Source organism: Gryllotalpicola kribbensis (assembly GCF_039538245.1).
GTDB lineage: Bacteria > Actinomycetota > Actinomycetes > Actinomycetales > Microbacteriaceae > Gryllotalpicola > Gryllotalpicola kribbensis.
Genome location: NZ_BAABBX010000011.1, coordinates 1 through 15587, shown reverse-complemented (window position 1 = coordinate 15587; position 15587 = coordinate 1). Strand labels below are relative to the sequence as shown.

The 15587-nt window shown below is 69.8% G+C and carries 20 protein-coding genes; 6 read left to right on the top strand and 14 right to left on the bottom strand.

The window, feature by feature from the left end; all coding sequences use genetic code 11:
- Window positions 1–5: 5 nt before the first annotated feature.
- The 6 genes from ABD716_RS07475 to ABD716_RS07450 are packed head-to-tail and all read right to left on the bottom strand — an operon-like array spanning window position 6 to window position 5383.
- Window positions 6–740: an HAD family hydrolase gene (locus tag ABD716_RS07475; protein ID WP_344775407.1), complete on the bottom strand. Its 735-nt coding sequence runs from the start codon at window positions 738–740 to the stop codon at window positions 6–8.
- A gap of 23 nt (window positions 741–763) precedes the next feature.
- Window positions 764–1744, bottom strand: a complete 981-nt coding sequence (add, locus tag ABD716_RS07470) for an adenosine deaminase (protein ID WP_344775405.1) — start codon at window positions 1742–1744, stop codon at window positions 764–766.
- Complete coding sequence (locus ABD716_RS07465) at window positions 1741–2565, bottom strand: ABC transporter permease (protein WP_344775403.1); 825 nt, start codon at window positions 2563–2565, stop codon at window positions 1741–1743. The genes add and ABD716_RS07465 overlap by 4 nt, the downstream gene beginning before the upstream one ends.
- A complete protein-coding gene (locus tag ABD716_RS07460) occupies window positions 2565–3428 on the bottom strand; it encodes an ABC transporter permease (RefSeq protein ID WP_344775401.1) in 864 nt (287 codons plus the stop codon). Before ABD716_RS07460 ends, ABD716_RS07465 begins: the two co-directional genes overlap by 1 nt.
- The gene (locus ABD716_RS07455; protein ID WP_344775399.1) at window positions 3421–4257 is read right to left on the bottom strand and encodes an ABC transporter ATP-binding protein; all 837 of its coding nucleotides are present in this window, start codon (window positions 4255–4257) and stop codon (window positions 3421–3423) included. Before ABD716_RS07455 ends, ABD716_RS07460 begins: the two co-directional genes overlap by 8 nt.
- Before the next feature lie 10 nt (window positions 4258–4267).
- On the bottom strand, window positions 4268–5383 hold the full coding sequence (locus ABD716_RS07450) for an ABC transporter substrate-binding protein (protein WP_344775397.1): 1116 nt from the start codon (window positions 5381–5383) through the stop codon (window positions 4268–4270).
- A 146-nt stretch (window positions 5384–5529) separates the two neighbouring features.
- Between ABD716_RS07450 and ABD716_RS07445 the strand changes: the two genes are divergently transcribed.
- Window positions 5530–6930, top strand: a complete 1401-nt coding sequence (locus tag ABD716_RS07445; protein ID WP_344775394.1) for an NtaA/DmoA family FMN-dependent monooxygenase — start codon at window positions 5530–5532, stop codon at window positions 6928–6930.
- On the opposite strand, the gene ABD716_RS07440 is transcribed toward ABD716_RS07445, so the two are convergent.
- Together ABD716_RS07440 and ABD716_RS07435 are read right to left on the bottom strand one after the other, a co-directional pair.
- The gene (locus ABD716_RS07440; protein ID WP_344775392.1) at window positions 6884–7603 is read right to left on the bottom strand and encodes an HAD family hydrolase; all 720 of its coding nucleotides are present in this window, start codon (window positions 7601–7603) and stop codon (window positions 6884–6886) included. The genes ABD716_RS07445 and ABD716_RS07440 overlap by 47 nt on opposite strands.
- A 9-nt stretch (window positions 7604–7612) precedes the next feature.
- Window positions 7613–8509, bottom strand: coding sequence for a LysR family transcriptional regulator ArgP (locus ABD716_RS07435; RefSeq protein WP_344775390.1), 897 nt, complete (start codon window positions 8507–8509; stop codon window positions 7613–7615).
- Between the two features lie 68 nt (window positions 8510–8577).
- Here ABD716_RS07435 and ABD716_RS07430 point away from each other — a divergent pair, with 68 nt between their 5' ends.
- Together ABD716_RS07430 and ABD716_RS07425 are read left to right on the top strand one after the other, a co-directional pair.
- The gene (locus ABD716_RS07430) at window positions 8578–9231 is read left to right on the top strand and encodes a LysE/ArgO family amino acid transporter (protein WP_344775389.1); all 654 of its coding nucleotides are present in this window, start codon (window positions 8578–8580) and stop codon (window positions 9229–9231) included.
- Between the two features lie 98 nt (window positions 9232–9329).
- The gene (locus ABD716_RS07425) at window positions 9330–9827 is read left to right on the top strand and encodes an NAD(P)H-dependent oxidoreductase (protein ID WP_344775388.1); all 498 of its coding nucleotides are present in this window, start codon (window positions 9330–9332) and stop codon (window positions 9825–9827) included.
- Here the strand turns inward: ABD716_RS07425 and ABD716_RS07420 are convergent.
- The 3 genes from ABD716_RS07420 to ABD716_RS07410 form a co-directional block, all read right to left on the bottom strand.
- Window positions 9824–10072, bottom strand: a complete 249-nt coding sequence (locus ABD716_RS07420) for a hypothetical protein (RefSeq protein ID WP_344775387.1) — start codon at window positions 10070–10072, stop codon at window positions 9824–9826. The genes ABD716_RS07425 and ABD716_RS07420 overlap by 4 nt on opposite strands.
- 33 nt (window positions 10073–10105) lie before the next feature.
- Entirely contained in the window at window positions 10106–10675 is a 570-nt protein-coding gene (locus ABD716_RS07415) for a hypothetical protein (RefSeq protein ID WP_344775386.1), read from the bottom strand.
- A gap of 67 nt (window positions 10676–10742) precedes the next feature.
- Window positions 10743–11783, bottom strand: a complete 1041-nt coding sequence (locus ABD716_RS07410) for a YihY/virulence factor BrkB family protein (protein ID WP_344775385.1) — start codon at window positions 11781–11783, stop codon at window positions 10743–10745.
- A 213-nt stretch (window positions 11784–11996) separates the two neighbouring features.
- Here ABD716_RS07410 and ABD716_RS07405 point away from each other — a divergent pair, with 213 nt between their 5' ends.
- From ABD716_RS07405 to ABD716_RS07395, 3 genes are read left to right on the top strand one after another with little or no spacing between them, the layout of a single operon-like run.
- On the top strand, window positions 11997–13286 hold the full coding sequence (locus ABD716_RS07405; RefSeq protein ID WP_425553402.1) for a cytochrome P450: 1290 nt from the start codon (window positions 11997–11999) through the stop codon (window positions 13284–13286).
- Window positions 13287–13310: 24 nt separating this feature from the next.
- Window positions 13311–13508 (top strand): hypothetical protein, encoded by a 198-nt coding sequence (locus ABD716_RS07400; protein ID WP_344775381.1) that lies wholly within the window; start codon window positions 13311–13313, stop codon window positions 13506–13508.
- Between the two features lie 38 nt (window positions 13509–13546).
- The gene (locus tag ABD716_RS07395; RefSeq protein WP_344775379.1) at window positions 13547–13852 is read left to right on the top strand and encodes a hypothetical protein; all 306 of its coding nucleotides are present in this window, start codon (window positions 13547–13549) and stop codon (window positions 13850–13852) included.
- A 9-nt stretch (window positions 13853–13861) separates the two neighbouring features.
- Here the strand turns inward: ABD716_RS07395 and ABD716_RS07390 are convergent, their stop codons facing one another.
- From ABD716_RS07390 to ABD716_RS07380, 3 genes are all read right to left on the bottom strand, one after another.
- Window positions 13862–14344, bottom strand: coding sequence for a hypothetical protein (locus ABD716_RS07390; RefSeq protein WP_344775377.1), 483 nt, complete (start codon window positions 14342–14344; stop codon window positions 13862–13864).
- Between the two features lie 322 nt (window positions 14345–14666).
- Window positions 14667–15308, bottom strand: coding sequence for a Fic family protein (locus tag ABD716_RS07385; RefSeq protein WP_344775375.1), 642 nt, complete (start codon window positions 15306–15308; stop codon window positions 14667–14669).
- Window positions 15308–15463 (bottom strand): hypothetical protein, encoded by a 156-nt coding sequence (locus tag ABD716_RS07380; protein ID WP_259607983.1) that lies wholly within the window; start codon window positions 15461–15463, stop codon window positions 15308–15310. Before ABD716_RS07380 ends, ABD716_RS07385 begins: the two co-directional genes overlap by 1 nt.
- Between the last annotated feature and the right edge of the window lie 124 nt (window positions 15464–15587).

Below are 15587 nucleotides of genomic sequence, written 5' to 3'. Positions count from 1 at the left end.
TCACTCTAGGAGCCCGCCCACTCCAGGAACCAGGGATAGAGGTCTTCGATGTGCGGGGCGCGCACCGTCGGCGCCGCGCCTTCCGGCACAGGCATCCGATCGATCAGCGCGGTCGCCGCCCCGAGAACCGCGACGGGCGCGAGATCGTTGACCCAGATGTCGCCGATCGAGAGCAGGCGGTCGGCAGCGACGCCCTGCTCGGTGAGGATGCGCTCGGCGATCGGCGTGAGCCCGGCCGGCTTGTTCGCGCTCGTCACGACCTCGTCGAACGAGCGGGTGAGCTCGAGCTTGTCGAGCTGCTCGCGCAGGCCGCTCTCGGGCGAGTTCGAGACGAGCACGCGGTGAACGGATGCCGGGAACGCGGCCAGGAAGGATGCAAAGCCCTCTGGCGCATGGGTCGAGATGAGCCCGTCGGCGAGATCCTCTCGGCTCGCCCGGTAGGCCGCGTCGATGCGGTCGGGAGCGACGCCGAGGAGCGCGGCGAGGCGCTGCGCCGCCGCGTAGCCGTCGATCGCGCCGTCGATCACGTGGAGGCCCAGGAAGACGGGGTCGGCATCGGTCAGACCCTCGACGGCCGCGGCGAGCCGGCCGTCGACGGCGAGCCAGCGCGAGACGACGCGGGTGATCAGGTCGGCCGTGCTGCCGGCCTCTTCGTCGAGGTGGCGCGCGTAGGCGATCACGGGCTCGTCGCCGAGGCTCACAGTGCCGTCGAAGTCGAAGAGCAGAACACGGGACGTCACCCGGCCACCCTATCGAGCCGCCGTCATGCGGCCAGCCACGCGGCGACGCCGGCGGCGCCGCGCTGCTTGACCCGGTCGGAGGCTCCCGACGTCTCGATCGAGGTGAGCGCACAGGCCGCGAGCTGCTCGTCGCTGAGGCCGAGCCCCGAACGGGCGGTCTCGTACTCGTCGAGCAGCCCCGGCCCGAACAGGATCGGGTCGTCGGCGTTGATCGAGCAGCGCACGCCCGCCGCGAGCAGCGCGGGCAGCGGATGCTCCGCGAGCGACGCGGCGACGCCGAGCAGCACGTTCGAGGTCGGGCACACGTCGAGTGCGATGCCGCGCTCGACGAGCAGTGCGACGACGTCGGGATCCTCGACGGCTCGCACGCCGTGCAGCACCCGGTCGGCCTCGCAGACCTCGACCGCCGCGCGCACCTCTGCGGGGCCGCAGAGCTCGCCCGCATGCGGGGTGACGAGCAGTCCGGCATCCGCCGCGATCCGGAACGCCGGCGCGAAATCGGCCACGGGGAAGCCCCGCTCGTCGTTCGCCAGCCCGAGCGCCACGACGCCCTCGCCGGCGAACTCCGCCGCGAGGCGCGCATCGTCCATCGCCTGCTCGATGGGCAGGGTGCGGTCGATGCCGATGGCGAGACCGACCTCGACCCCGTGCCGCAGCGCAGCGGCCCGCGCGGCCTCGAGGTGGAAGCGGAGCGCTTCACGAGCGGTGCCGAAGACGCCGGCGTAGAAGTTCGGCACCACGGACAGCTCAAGGTAGACGGCGCCGTCGGCCGCGCCGTCGGCGACGGTCTCATCGATCAGGCGAGCGAGGTTCTCGGGCACGCTCAGCACCGCGAGCAGGGTGCGGTAGGTGGTGCTGAAGATCGAGAAGTCGGTGAACGGGGGCACGACCCACTCGAGCCCGTGCCGCTCGGTGAGCTCGGCGAGGGTCGCCGGCCGGATCGCCGCCTCGAGATGCAGATGCAGGTGCGCCTTGGGAAGAGCGCGCAGCTCACGCGCGCTCACCGGGCGCCCGCCCGGCCCGCGTCAGGACCCCACTCGGCGAGCACGACGGTCTCGACGATCGCCGCGATCGTGTAGCCGAGGATCGACAGACCCGTCACGAAGACGACGATCGCCCAGATGCCGCCGTAGTCGAAGTGCGACTTCGCCGTGTTGATGCCGGCGCCGAGCCCCTCGAAGGTGAACAGCCACTCGTAGAGCATCGCGCCGGTGATCGCGCCGGGCACCGCGATGCGCAAGGACGCGAAGAAGTGCGGCAGGGCGTGCGGGAAGGACACCTTGCGCCACATCGTCCACGCGCCGCCGCCGTAGACGCGGATCACGTCCGTCTGCTGCGCGCTGACCGAGCGGTAGCCGAGGGTCAGGTTCACGAGCAGCGGGAAGAACACGACGACGGTGCCGACGAGCGACGCGGTGACGAGCCCGTTGCCGAACACGAGGTAGATCACGGGCGCCATCGCGAGCAGCGGAACCGTGCGCAGCAGCATGGCGATCGGCATGAACATGAACTCGACGACGGGGATGAGGGTGAACGCCACGGCGACCGCCATCGAGGCGAGCACGCCGATCGTGAAGCCCCAGGCGGCATGCCACAGGGTGGTCCACATCCAGGTGATGAGCTGCGCACGGTGCTGTGCCGCGGTCGTGGTCGTGGTCTGATGCGCGCCGAACAGATACTCGAAGACGCCGAGAGGCGTGCGAGAGATCAGGGGGTTGGCGTGCAGCAGAACGAGCGCGAGCTGCCAGAGCAGGCAGAGGATGACGACGGATGCCACGACCGTGGCGACCGTGACCCCGATGCGCCTCAGCGCGTAGCCCGCCATCAGCGCTGCTCCCCCGTCGACCACGGGCTGACGAGCCGGCCGACAAGCCCGATGATCCAATAGGCGAGGCCGGCGACGCCGCCCGAGATGAGCGCGAGGGTCCACAGACTGACGGAGTTGGCGGATGCCTGCGCGGCCAGAAGCATGATGCCGAGTCCCTTGTCGACGCCGATAAGGAAGTACTCCCCCAGCACCGACCCCAGGAACGCCGCGGGTGCCGCGATCTTGAGCGCGGCCATGATGCTCGGAAGAGCCGCGGTGAAGCGCACCTTGACGAGCTGGGTGAGGCGGCCGCCGCCGTACGCGCTGATCACGTCCAGCTGCGTCGGGCTCGCGGCACGCAGCCCGAGGAGCGAGCCGACGACGGTGGTGAAGATGACGCTGAGCGCCGCCAGGAAGATCGAGGTCGCCCGGCTGCCCGGGTGCGACAGCAGGGTGACGATCGGCGCGATCGCCGTGATCGGAATGCATGAGCAGACGACGGCGAGCTGCGTCGCGAGCCCGTCGAACCACGGCGCGACCAGCACGATGAAGGCGAGGAAGAAGGCGATCAGGTTGCCCCAGACGTAGCCCCAGAGCGCCGCACCGCCCGTCGCGCCGATGGCCTCCCAGTACACGGGGTCCACGAGCGCCCCCGCGAGGTGGCGGGCCACCTGCCAGGGGGTCGGAACCGAGCCCGTGACGTGGAACAGCGTCGCGGCGACGAGCCACCACACCGCGATGAGGATGACGATGCCGATGATCGCGCCTGCCCAGGGCGGAATGCCGGCGATCGCACCGAGCATGCGGCGCCGCGCCCCGCCGCGCGCGGTCTCGGCGCCGAGGGCGATGCTGCCGCCGAGCTCGCGCTCGAAGTCAGTCATCCGTTCCCGCTCCGCCGTGGGCGCCGAACAGGATCTCTGAGATGCGGTCGTGATACGCGTGGAACTCGGGTGAGCGCATGATCTCGGGGGTGCGCGGCCGGGGCAGGTCGATCTCGACGAGCTCGGCGATGGACCCCGGGCGCGGGGTCATCACGGCGACGACGTCGGAGAGGAAGATCGCCTCGGCGATGCCGTGCGTGACCATCAGCGTGGTCGCGGGCTTCTCGCTCCAGATGCGCTGCAGCTCGACGTTCATGCGCTGACGCGTCATGTCGTCGAGCGCGCCGAACGGCTCGTCGAGCAGCATGATCGACGGCTGCACCACGAGGCAGCGGGCGATCGACACGCGCTGGCGCATGCCGCCCGAGAGCTGCGCGGGCTTCGCGTGCTCGAAGCCCGTGAGCCCGACCAGGTCGATCAGGTCCTCGATGAGCCCGGGCTCGGGCGTGATGCCCGCGACCTCGAGCGGAAGGCGGATGTTCTTGTAGACGGTGCGCCATGGCAGCAGCGCCGCGTCTTGGAACGCGACGCCGATCTCATGGCTGCGCTGCACCTCGGCCGACGATGTGCCGTTGATGGCGGTCGTGCCGCTCGTGGGCGTCTCAAGGCCCGCCAGGATGCGCAGGATCGTGGACTTGCCGCATCCCGACGGGCCGAGCAGAGACAGGAAGGAGTCCTTCTTGGTCCCCAGCTCGATGTTCCCCAGAGCCGAGACGGTCTTGCGGCCGCTGCTGAAGGTCTTCGTCAGACCCTGGATATTGATGCCGGTCGCCAGCCCAGGGGCTCCCGCGGGGTCCTGGGTGGCGATCATGGTCGTGCTGAGGGACATGGGGCTCAATCTAGGACGCGGCGGGAATCGTGAACGTGACCTTGAGGTCGGGGTTCTCCTTGTAGACCTCGTCGAGCAGCGACAGGTCGAAGAGCTTCTCGGCCGTGAGCTCGGTGCCCATGATGCCGAGGGCCTTGATGTTGGCGTCGATCAGGTCCTGCGTCATCGTGAACAGGCCGTTGGCGTTCACGTCGTCGGTGAGGATCAGCGTGTTCTGCGCCGTCGCCTCGCTCGTCTGCTCGGTCTCGTCGAGCTTCTGGTCCTTGCCGTAGTTGGTCACGGCCTTGTTCGCCGAGCCGGCGGGGTCCTTGACGGCGTCTGTCCAGCCCTGGATCTCGGCCTTGAGGAACGCCTTCAGCAGTTCGCGCTTCGAGTCGATCGTGTCCTGCAGCACCGTGAAGGTCTCGGCGACGAACGGCAGACCGTTGTCGGCGAGCTCGAGCAGCACGGGGGTGAACCCGTCCTGCTTGGCGAGGATCGGCTCGTTGCTGACGTAGGACATGTGCGCGTCGTACTTGCCGGCCTCGAGCGGGGCGATGTCGTACTGCGTCGCGACGAGCTCGACGTCCTTGTCGGTGAGGCCGTTGGCCTTGAGGAAGCCCTCGAAGATCGTCTGGTTGCCGCCGGACTGCACGCCGATGCGCTTGCCCTTCATGTCGTCGACCGTCTTGATCGGCGTCTTCTCGGCCAGAGACATCAGGCAGAACGGGTTCTTCTGGTAGGTCGTGCCGATGATCTTCAGCGGCGCGCCCTGCGCGACCGCGGGCCCCGTGATCGAGGGCGACGAGAGGCCGACGAGCGCCTGGCCGGAGGTGACCGCCTCTTCCGCGGTGGTCTGGCCGCCGCCGGCGAGCAGCTTCACGGCGGTGAATCCGGCCTTCGAGTAGTAACCCTTGTCGGTCGCGAAGTACTCGCCCGCGAACTCGATGTTCTTGATCCACGAGAGCTGGATGGCGATGGTGCCGTAGTCGGCCTTCTTCGAGCCGCTGGTCGTGCTGCCCGTCTTCGCATCGGACGAGCAGGCGGCGAGGATGCCGGCGCCGGCCAGCGCGAGGGCGCCGGTGCCGGAGAGACGCAGGAAGGAACGCCGGTCGACGGCGGTCTTGCTGAAGGCAGAGAGGGGCATGTGGGCTCCCGTCGGGTACGAGTGGGTGGCAGGAATGTGGTGCGTGTTCTGGAAGCTAATCGCGCTGCGTTACGACTCTGTATCGGGCTCGTTGCGCTCTGCGCACACGGACCGTTCCGCCCCATCCGACGTGTTTCGATCGACTCATGAAGACGATCCATCTCGGTGTGTTCGAGGTCGCAGGGCCCCAAGTCGGCGGAACGCTCAGCTGGCCGCATCCGCGCAGCCGCTCCGCGCAGTTCCACGATCTCGACCATTGGGTGCACATCGCACAGGTGCTCGACCGCGCCGGCTTCGACTTCCTGTTCTTCGCCGACGGCTACGGCTACCCGTCGGTCGCGGGCGATCTGCCCGAGACCGCGGCGCGCGGCGGCATCAACTTCCCGTCGCTCGATCCGGCAGTGCTCATTCCCGCGCTGGCGCGCGAGACCGAGCGGCTGGGCTTCGTCGTCACCTCGTCGACCGGCCTCGACCACCCCGTTCAGACCGCCCGCCGCTTCGCCAGCCTCGACCACTTCACGCGCGGCCGGGTCGGGTGGAACATCGTCACGGGCGCATCGCAGAACACGGTGGCCGAGCTGTTCGGGCACACCACGATGCAGGCGCACGACGCCCGCTACGACCAGGCCGACGAGTACCTCGATCTCGCGCTGCGGCTCTGGCAGACCTCATGGGACGACGACGCGGTGCGGGCGGATGCCGCGGCGGGCGTCTATGCGGACAGGAGCGGGCTGCACCGCGTCGAGTTCGCGGGCGAGCACTTCCGCTCGTCCGGCTACTTCACCGTCGACCCGTCGCCGCAGCGTGTGCCCGTGCTGTTCCAGGCGGGCACCTCGGGGCGCGGCCGCGAGTACGCGGCGCGCAACGCCGAGTGCGTCTTCGTGCAGGGAACCACCGTCGCCCACACGGCCGCGAACGTCGCCGACATCAGAGCGCAGGCGGCGCAGCAGGGCCGCGATCCGGCATCCGTTCGCATCATGGTCGGCCTCACGGTGACCGTGCGCCCGACGCACGACGAGGCCGCGCGACTGCGCGCCGAGTTCGAGGAGATGCAGACCGACGAGACCGTTGCGACCCTGTATGCGGGCAACACGGGCATCGATCTGCTCGCTCTCGACCCCGAGCGCTCCCTCGAGCAGCTGCTCGATCGCGACGACCGCGGCCCCGTCGGCCAGATGGGGCAGAGCAACATCGACCGCTTCCTGCCGAAGGACGGCAGCGCGGCGCCGACCGTGCGCCAGATCCTCGATGACCTCAAGGGCAAGGGCACGCGCGGCTTCCAGGTCTGGGGCGACCCCGTCGAGGTCGCCGACGAGCTCGAGCACCTGATGGACGCCGTCGACCTCGACGGCTTCCTCATCGAGCCGATCTTCGACCCGGCCGACCTCGAGGACGTCGCCGAGCTGCTCGTCCCCGAGCTGCGCCGCCGCGGCCGGATGCCGCAAGAGCCGGTCGCGGCGTCGACCCTGCGCGAGCGCCTCATCGGCGCAGACGGCTACTTCAGGCGGCCTGAGCCAGCAGCTGCGTCAGCTCATCGAGAGCCGTGATCTCGCGGTCGGGCTCGGGTTGGTGGCGCCCGCGGGTCCACCCGTTGCGATTCAGCCACACGCTGCCGAGGCCCGCGGCGTGTGCGCCGGCGATGTCGTACTCGAGGCTGTCGCCGACGTGCCAGGTGCGCGCAGGGTCGCTGCCGAGGCGCTCGAGTGCGACCTCGAAGATGCGCGGGTCGGGCTTGGCCGCTCCCACCTCTGCCGAAATCAGCAGCTCAGAGAAGGCATCCGCCAGCCCGACGCGCTCGAGCTTCGCGCGCTGCACACTGCTCGGGCCGTTGGTGACGAGGGCGAGGCGGATGCCTGCGGCCGAGCACCCTTCGATGAGGGCGGCCACGTCGTCGTAGGCGCGATAGGCGGCGAGCTCTGCCTGCCACTGCGCTGCGGCGAGGAACTCGGCAGGCTCGTCGTCGAAGCCGTACTCGCCGAGCAGCCGGCGCCAGATGGCCTGACCGAGCTCGGCGGCGCCGACGCCGCCCAGCGTCCAGCCGGTCGCGTGCAGCTCGAACACCTCGGCTTCGAAGGCGAGCGTGCGCGCCGCGACCTCGCCCGCGTCCAGACCGTGCAGCCGGGCGACCTGGGCGGCCGCCGCACCGACCCCCGCCTCGAGCGCGCCGACCCAGTCGACCAGCGTTCCGTCGAAGTCGAGCAGGAGGGCCTCTGGGTTCATGGCGAGAGGCTAGCGCACGAGGCTCTCGCGCGCCGCGGCACGCACCGCGTCGGTCACGTCGTCCAGCACGCTGGACGCGATCGCCCAGCGCTGCCAGTAGAGCGGCACCCGAACGGTGCGCGCTCCCCCGAGCCGCACGAGCTCGCCGCTCGCGAGCGCGTCGGCGCACTGCTGGTCGGGCAGCAGCCCCCAGCCGAGACCGCCGAAGATCGCCCGGGTGAATGCGGTGGTCGTGGGGGCGTAGTGCCGCGGGGCCCGGCCCTCGCCGCCCACGACCGCGTGATACAGCCGGTGCTGCAGCTGGTCCTTGCGGTCGAAGTCGACGTAGGGGGCGTCGGCGATGCGCCTGATGTGCGCCACGCCGCCCAGCTGCGCCTCGGCGTAGGCGGGCGAGCACACCGCCCGGTAGCGCATCGAGCCGAGCGGAATGCTCACGGCCCCCTGCACCGGCTCGGCGATGCTCGTGACCGCCGCCGCGACCTCGCCCGAGCGCAGCAGCTCGAGCGTGTGCTCCTGGTCCTCACGGCGCAGGTCGAAGACGATGTCGTCGCGCGGCACGAGCGCGGTCAGCGCGTCGGGGAACCAAGTGTCGAGCGAGTCGGTGTTGACCGCGATCGGCACCGAGAGCGCACCGCCCTGGCGCCCTGCCGCGCTCAACTCGCGCGTCAGATCGAGGTCGAGCAGGGCAAGCTTGCGCGCGTGCCGGAGAACGACGAGGCCCGCCTCGGTCGCGTGAATCGGTGTGCTGCGCCGCACCAGCACGGCGCCCGCCGCCTGCTCGAGCGCCTTGATGCGCTGCGACACCGCTGAGGGCGTGATGTGAAGCTTCGCTGCGGCGGCATCGAAGGTGCCCTCGTCGATCACCGCCAGCAGCGTTCGCAGCTGATCCGAGTTGAGCTCTGGCATAAGAGCAGCTTATGCCGCTTCAGATTCTTTAGCTGGTGTGATGGCCGGCGAATTCCTAACGTTGAAGGGTGCAACTCAGCTCCACCCTGCTTCCCGCCCTGTTCGGCCTCGGCACGGGCCTCTCGCTGATCGTCGCGATCGGCGCCCAGAACGCCTATCTGCTGAAGATCGGCGTCGTCGCCGCGCGCCGCGTCATGCTGCCGATCGTGCTGTTCTGCGCGCTATCCGACGCGGTGCTGATCGCCGCGGGCACAGCAGGGGTCGGGGCGGTCGTGCAGCGGGCGCCCGAGGTGCTCGTCGTGGCGCGGGTGGTCGGCGCGATCTTCCTGGTCGGCTACGGCCTGATGGCGGCGCGGCGCGCGCTGAAGCGGGGCGGCGAGGCCATGACCGACTCGGCGGATTCCGCGGCAGGCGGCTCCGAGAAGGGGGTGCGCTTCGGCAGCGCCATCGCCGCCGTCGCCGTCTTCACCTGGCTCAACCCGCACGCCTACCTCGACACCATCGTCTTCCTCGGCTCGCTCGCCAATCAGCAGGCGCCTGACGCCCGCTGGTGGTGGGTCGGCGGCGCGGTCGCCGGCAGCTTCATCTGGTTCTTCTCGCTGGGCTTCGGCGCACGCCTGCTGCGCCCGCTGTTCGCACGCCCCGTCGCGTGGCGCGTGCTCGACGGGCTCATCGCCGTCGTGATGATCGCTTTCGGCCTGCGACTCGCACTCGCGGGGTGAGTCAGGCCGCGCCGCATAGGGCGGTCTCGTGGCGGTCGCCGTCGTAGGGCTGCGTCATATTGCCGCGCCACGAGCGGTGCGCACGACAGACTGTCGGCATGAGAGCAGTCGCCGTCGTCGGCAATCCGAAGCCCGCGTCTCGCACCGCGGATGCCGCCCAGCGCCTCGCCACCGCGCTCGGCGCAGACGAGGTCGAGCTGATCGACCTGATCGAACTCGGCCCGGGTCTCATCGGCTGGGGCGACGAGAGCGTCGCGGCGGCGGTCGCGAAGGTGCAGGCATCCGATCTTGCGATTTTCGCCTCGCCCACCTTCAAGGCGACGTACACGGGCCTGCTCAAGCTGTTCCTCGACCAGTTCGCGACCGCGACGGGCCTCGAGGGCGTCGTCGCCGTGCCGCTCATGCTCGGCGCCGGGCCCGCGCACGCGCTGGCTCCCGAGCTGCTGCTCAAGCCCGTGCTGGTCGAACTCGGGGCGATCGCCCCGGCGCCCGGTCTGTATCAGCTCGACTCGGCGTACGCCGACGACCCGAAGCTCGCCGACTACGCAGCGCGTTGGGCGCCCGTCATCCGCGCGGTCGCCGCGCTGGAGCGCTAGAAGCCGAGCCGGCGCAGCGCGAGCTGCATCGCGGAGGGGAACGCGCTGCGGTACGCGGGCGCGGCACCCGCGCCGACGACGAAGCCGCCGCCGTCCGCCGGGCGGATCGTGACCACGTCCGTTCCACCCGCGTCCACCATCCACTCGCCCGCCGGGGTGCGGCTCACGTGCACCTGCAGCTCGCCGATCGCGAAGCGCTGCGCGTGCCCGGGCTCAACAGCGGTCTCGTCATAGAACTTGGCCATGCGCGAGCGGTACCCGGGGCATGCGCCATGCACTCACCCGCTCAGCGCCGCGACGATCTGCTCGGCCTGCGGCCAGTACTGCGCGTAGTAGCCCGCGTCGGCATTCCTCTGCACCGCATGCGCGAGCAGGGTGGGCTCCATCGTCTGCCAGCCGGGCACCCTGATCGCCTTCTGGAAGAAGTGCAGCGCCGCGGTGTACGGGTCCATGCGCTCGGCGAGGGTGCCCCACGCGCCGTTGTCGCGCTGCTGGAACAGGCCGCGGCTGTCGGGGCCCGCCGCATCGCCGTAGTCGAGGTTGCGCAGCCCGCTCTCGCCGATCGCCGTCATGACGCCGACGGCCTGGGTGTGGGTGCCGATGCCGAGCGACCTGGCGGCGTTCATCACCTGCGCCGCGTTGACGAGCTCGGCCTGGCAGAACCCGGCGACAGGGCCGCGCGGCACCACGATGCCGCCGACCGTCACCGGGTCGGCCGCGGGGCACGCGGGCAGCACGGGCGAGGCGGATGCCTGCGGCTGCGGCCTGCTCGCCGCGATGGCCACCCCGACGACTCCGGCTACGACGAGCGCGACGACCAGTCCGGCCGCGCCGAGGGCGACAGCCATCGCCGTCGCCGCTCGCCCGCGCCTGCGCGAGCTGCGCCGCCTCCGTCCTGCCACGCAGACGAGACTGTCACGACTTCCGCAGCTCCTCCGCGTCGGCGATCAGCTTCTCGGCCTTTTCCACGGCTTTCTCACTCTGGCGCGTGCCGCGCGGCGGAAGCTGGATCTCCTCGGCGGCATCCATGCCGGCCTGCAGCTCGCGCCCGCGCTCGAGCTCTGCGTCGAATTCGGCGCCGAGCAGCAGCACGAGGTTCACGATCCACAGCCAGACCAGGAAGACGATGACGCCGCCGAGGGAGCCGTAGGACTTGTTGTAGTTGGCGAAGTTCGCGACGTAGAAGGCGAAGCCGACCGTCGCGATCGCGAGCACGACGATCGCGAACAGACTGCCGAGCGAGATCCAGCGGAAACGCGGCTGCTTGACGTTCGGCGTGCCCCAGTAGAGCAGCGCGACGGCGAAGATCAGGGCGAGCGCCATGACCGGCCAGCGGGCGATCGACCAGACGCTCGTCGCCACGTCGCCGACCCCGATCGCGTTCCCGATCGCTCCGATGAGCGGGCCCGAGATGATGAGCATCACCGCCATCATCGCGACCAGCACGACGAGCACCAGGGTGATCAGCAGCTGGCTCGGCTTGAGCACCCAGAACGGGCGGCCCTCGTCGATCTCGTAGATGCGGTTCATCGCACGGCTGAAGGCGCCGACATAGCCCGACGCGCTCCACACCGCCAGCACGATGCCGACGACGAGCCCCAGGCCTGCGGCCGACGACGAGGCGAACTGGTGGATCGGCCCCTCGATGAGGTCGACGGTCTGCCCTGGGGCGACCTGCCGCACGATCTTCAGCACGGCGTCGGCGGCGCTGCCGCCCTGCCCGACCACGCCGAGCAGCGAGAACACCGCAAGCAGCGCCGGGAACGCGGAGAGCACCCCGTAGTAGGTCAGCGCGGCCGCGGCATCCTGGCCCTGGTCCGCCGAGAACTCGGCGATCGTGCGCCGGAACACGTACTTCCACGAACGCTTCGTGATGTGCTGCGGCGACTGCGGCTTCCGCTCGTCGTCCGGGCTGGGCGCTTCGTCGCGGTCTGCACTCTGGCCGATCTCTGTCACGTCTTCCCCCTCTTCACTCTGAGTTCCCAGACTGCCCTTCGCGCCGCGCACAGCGCTACGGGTTGCGAATTCACGGCGCATCGTCGTCTCGCCACGGCCTTGGCGAGCGCCACGGTGGGCGGAACGAGGTCTGCGTCGAAGCGGCTCATGCACGTGCAGTACCCGGGTGCCACCCCCTAGAGGCGTCGGCGCTCGACTGCGACCATGGCCCGCATGGCGATTTCGACAGCACTTCGTGACGACTCGCTCGCGTTCCTCACCCGCGGCTACGGCTTCGGCGCGCACATCTGGGGGCGCACCCGCCCCGGCGCGCGTGCCGTGCCCCTGCGGCTGCTCGGCAGGCGCGCCCTGCTCGTGCGCGGCGCCGAGGGCGTGCGGCTGTTCTACGACGGCGAGCGCGTCCGACGCCACGGCGCGATGCCGGCCGTGGTGCAGCAGACGCTCTTCGGGAACGGCTCGGTGCACAGCCTCGACGGCGCTGCGCACCGGCGCCGCAAGGCCGCGTTCGTCGAGGTCGCGTATGAGGACGAGCAGGTCGAGCGGATGACCCCTCTGCTCGAGCGGGAGTGGGCCGATGCTCTCGCCGCGTGGGCCGACGGCAGCCGGCGCAGCGCATACGATGCCGCGGTCGGCGCCTTCGGCCGGGCGAGCATGCAGTGGGCCGGCCTGCCCGGAACGCCGGCGGCCAAGACGCGGTGGGCGGCGCGCCTCGCGCAGATCGTCGACGGCTTCGGCTCGCCGTACTCCCCCGTGTACCTGCTCGCCGCAGCCAACCGGCGGTGGTCCGACCGGCACGCGCAGCGGCTGATCGAGGCCGTGCGGGCCGGGTCGCTCGACGCCGCCGAGGGCACGGCGCTGCACGAGTGGGCGAGCCATCGCGATGAGAACGGGCGACTGCTGCCTGCACGACTCGCGGGCATCGAGCTGCAGAACAGCATCCGCCCGATGATCGCCGTCGCGCGGTTCGTCGCGTTCGCGGCGAAGGAGCTGCACGACCGCCCGGACTGGCGCGCGCGCATCGCCGCAGAGACCGCATCGCGTGGGTCGCTCACGGGTGGGCCGCTCGCGCGCGCGTTCGCGCAGGAGGTGCGGCGCACCGCCCCGTTCGTCCCGATGCTTCCCGGTTGGGCGACGAGCGACATCGAGCTCGACGGCGAGCGCCTTCCCGCCGGGCACCGCGTGCTCATCGACATCCTCGGCACCGATACCGACGACCGCTCGTGGCCGCGTGCCGCCGAGTTCGACCCCGCGCGATTCGAGGGCGCCACCGACTACGAGGCGATCGAGACGTTCGTTCCGCACGGCGGGGCGGATGTCCGCAGCGGCCACCGCTGCCCCGGCGAGAAGCTCGCGATCGCCGGGCTCTCGACGGCGATCGCGGCGCTGAGCGACCCGCGCGTCGTGATCCTCGACGAGGGGCTCGATGTGAATCGCCGGCGCCTGCCGACGAAGCCGCGCTCTGGCGGGCTGGTGCGGGCATCCGCTCGTTGTCCGTTTCACTGAATCGGTGCCGGGTACCGCTCAGCCATGAGCGATCAGCGCAGCTACAACGAGCAGAACTCCGACGATGACCAGAACATCCAGGGTGCGCCGAACAGCGGCTCGACCGATGCGGACACGGCGTCGGGCGGCTCGCCGGACTCGGGTGCGAACCCCGACAAGGTCGACCCCGACACGGGCACCGACGAAGACGACCAGCCTGTCGAGAACCCCTCGGGCGGCTGAGGCTTCAGGACGCGGGGCGCGGGGGCTAGGTTGGTTGCATGACCGACGATGGCCCCCGCTTCTCGCGCTGGTTCCAGCGCTGGTGGGTCGCGCTCGTCGGCGGGGTGGTCGCAATCGGCGGCGGCGTGATCTACGAGGCGTCGGAGTGGACCATTCCTCGGGGTTCTGTGCAATACACCAGCTCCCCGCCTGCCGACTGGGCATTCGTCGCCGGCGGCGTCCCTGCGTTCCTCGTCCTCGAACGTGTCGGCCTGGGTCTCGTGATGGCCGGGCTCGTAGCCGTCATCGCGACGGTGGTGGTGCGGCTCGTCAGGAGGCGACGTTCGTCATCCGCCGAAGCCTGACGTCGTGTCTCACGCCGCAACCGCGCGCACTCGGCGCCTGCGGGCTGTGATGATCGCGATCACGGGAACGGCGACCAGCGCGGCCAGGCTCGTCACGAAGAGCACCTGGGGCCAGACAGTCTGAGCGTCGTCGCCCGGTGCGTACGTATCCGCGATATCCATGCCGAGGAAGACGCCGCTGTACCAGGCGGGAATGGCGCCCGCGGCGAGGATCCCGAGCAGAGTCGACGCCAGCGCGGGCGCCGTGATCCCGCCACGCAGGCCGATTGTGATCGCGAGGATCGCCAGGACGACGCCGATTCCGGTCATCACGAGATCGGCCGTGATGTCGAGCGCGACGTTCATGTCAGCTCGCGCGAGCCCGTCATAGATCTGCGACAGCGGATGGCCCGGAACGGCGGCCAACGGGTACAGCACCAGCGCATCCACGGCCATCAGAGCCGCATACGCCGTGACCAACACCACACCGATGGTGGCGACGATCGCGCGCACGCTCATGGCGCAAAGCTACAGGAACACGGCAACTGGCACGTCATAACCCAGACGGCGGGCCCCGACGAAGTTCCCCACCACAAACGAAAAGACCCGCTCGAAAGCGGGTCTTTCACTCGGTCGCAACCGGTGCTGGGGTACCTGGACTCGAACCAAGAACAACTGAGAGCCGCCTGGCACGTCTGGGCGAAGCCCCGAATCGGTGGAGTTCCCCGTAATTTCAGGGATCTCATGGGGTCGAGTCTACCGCGAGCTACGGACAGCTACGCAGTGGTTCGGGCTGATTCGCGCCGCTCAGGAGGGTTTCTGGTCACCAATCTGGTCACCGGTTCTCGATGTCATCGAGCCGTTGGACGGGCACGAACGCGGCGAGCGGTTTCGGATCTCTGGTGAGGTCGTACTCGCGCAGCAAGGCGATGTATCGGCGCTTGTCGATGTCCCAGTCGTACGTCTCTGCGATCGCCTCCGCGTCTTGCGCGGCGAGGAACACCAGGTCGGCGAGCAGTCGCGTCGTTCGCCCGTTCCCGTCGACGAAGCCGTGGATGCGGACGGTCTCGGCATGCACGGCGATGCCGAGTTCGCGTGCTGTCCAGCCGTCGGTGTGCTCCCACCGGTACCGGATGTTGTCGAGCGATCCGCGGAACTCGACGGCGATGTGCTCGGGTTCGACGCCGATGTTGAGATCACGCCTTCGGTATCGGCCTGCCCACGTCCACAGGTCTCCGTAGAGCTTCTGATGCAGGTCACGGAGGAACGCGTCCGTGAGGATATCGGCGAGCACGAGTCGCCCGTCGGCGATGTCATCGAGCAACGCGATGCTGACCTCATCGTTGATCGCCTGCTCGGCCTCGTAGAGGTCGATTTTCTTCGGCTCATCGCCGAAGATCTCACGAGCCTGTGGGGTGAGGGCGTCTGCTTCTGCCGGGTCCAACGGTGTTTCGCCGTAGCCGGGCTCAACACCCATCAAACGCGCTGCTTGCGCGCGGCGAGGAAGCGCTCCACCCGTTCAGAGCGAGTGACACCGACCGGCACCGACCTGTTCTCCAACGCCGCCGACGCCCGCGTGGAACGCAGAGCGGCACGATGAAGCGCCTCACGAGTGACGTCCTTGCGCTTCATATGCTCACCTCCGGGAAAACAGGATCGACTTCATTCTATCGTGCCGACTCCCTTCTGGCGGGCCGCGTCCCGTTGAGTGGTGGAGTTTCTCGACACCGTGCGGGTCAGCTTGGGTTTGATTATG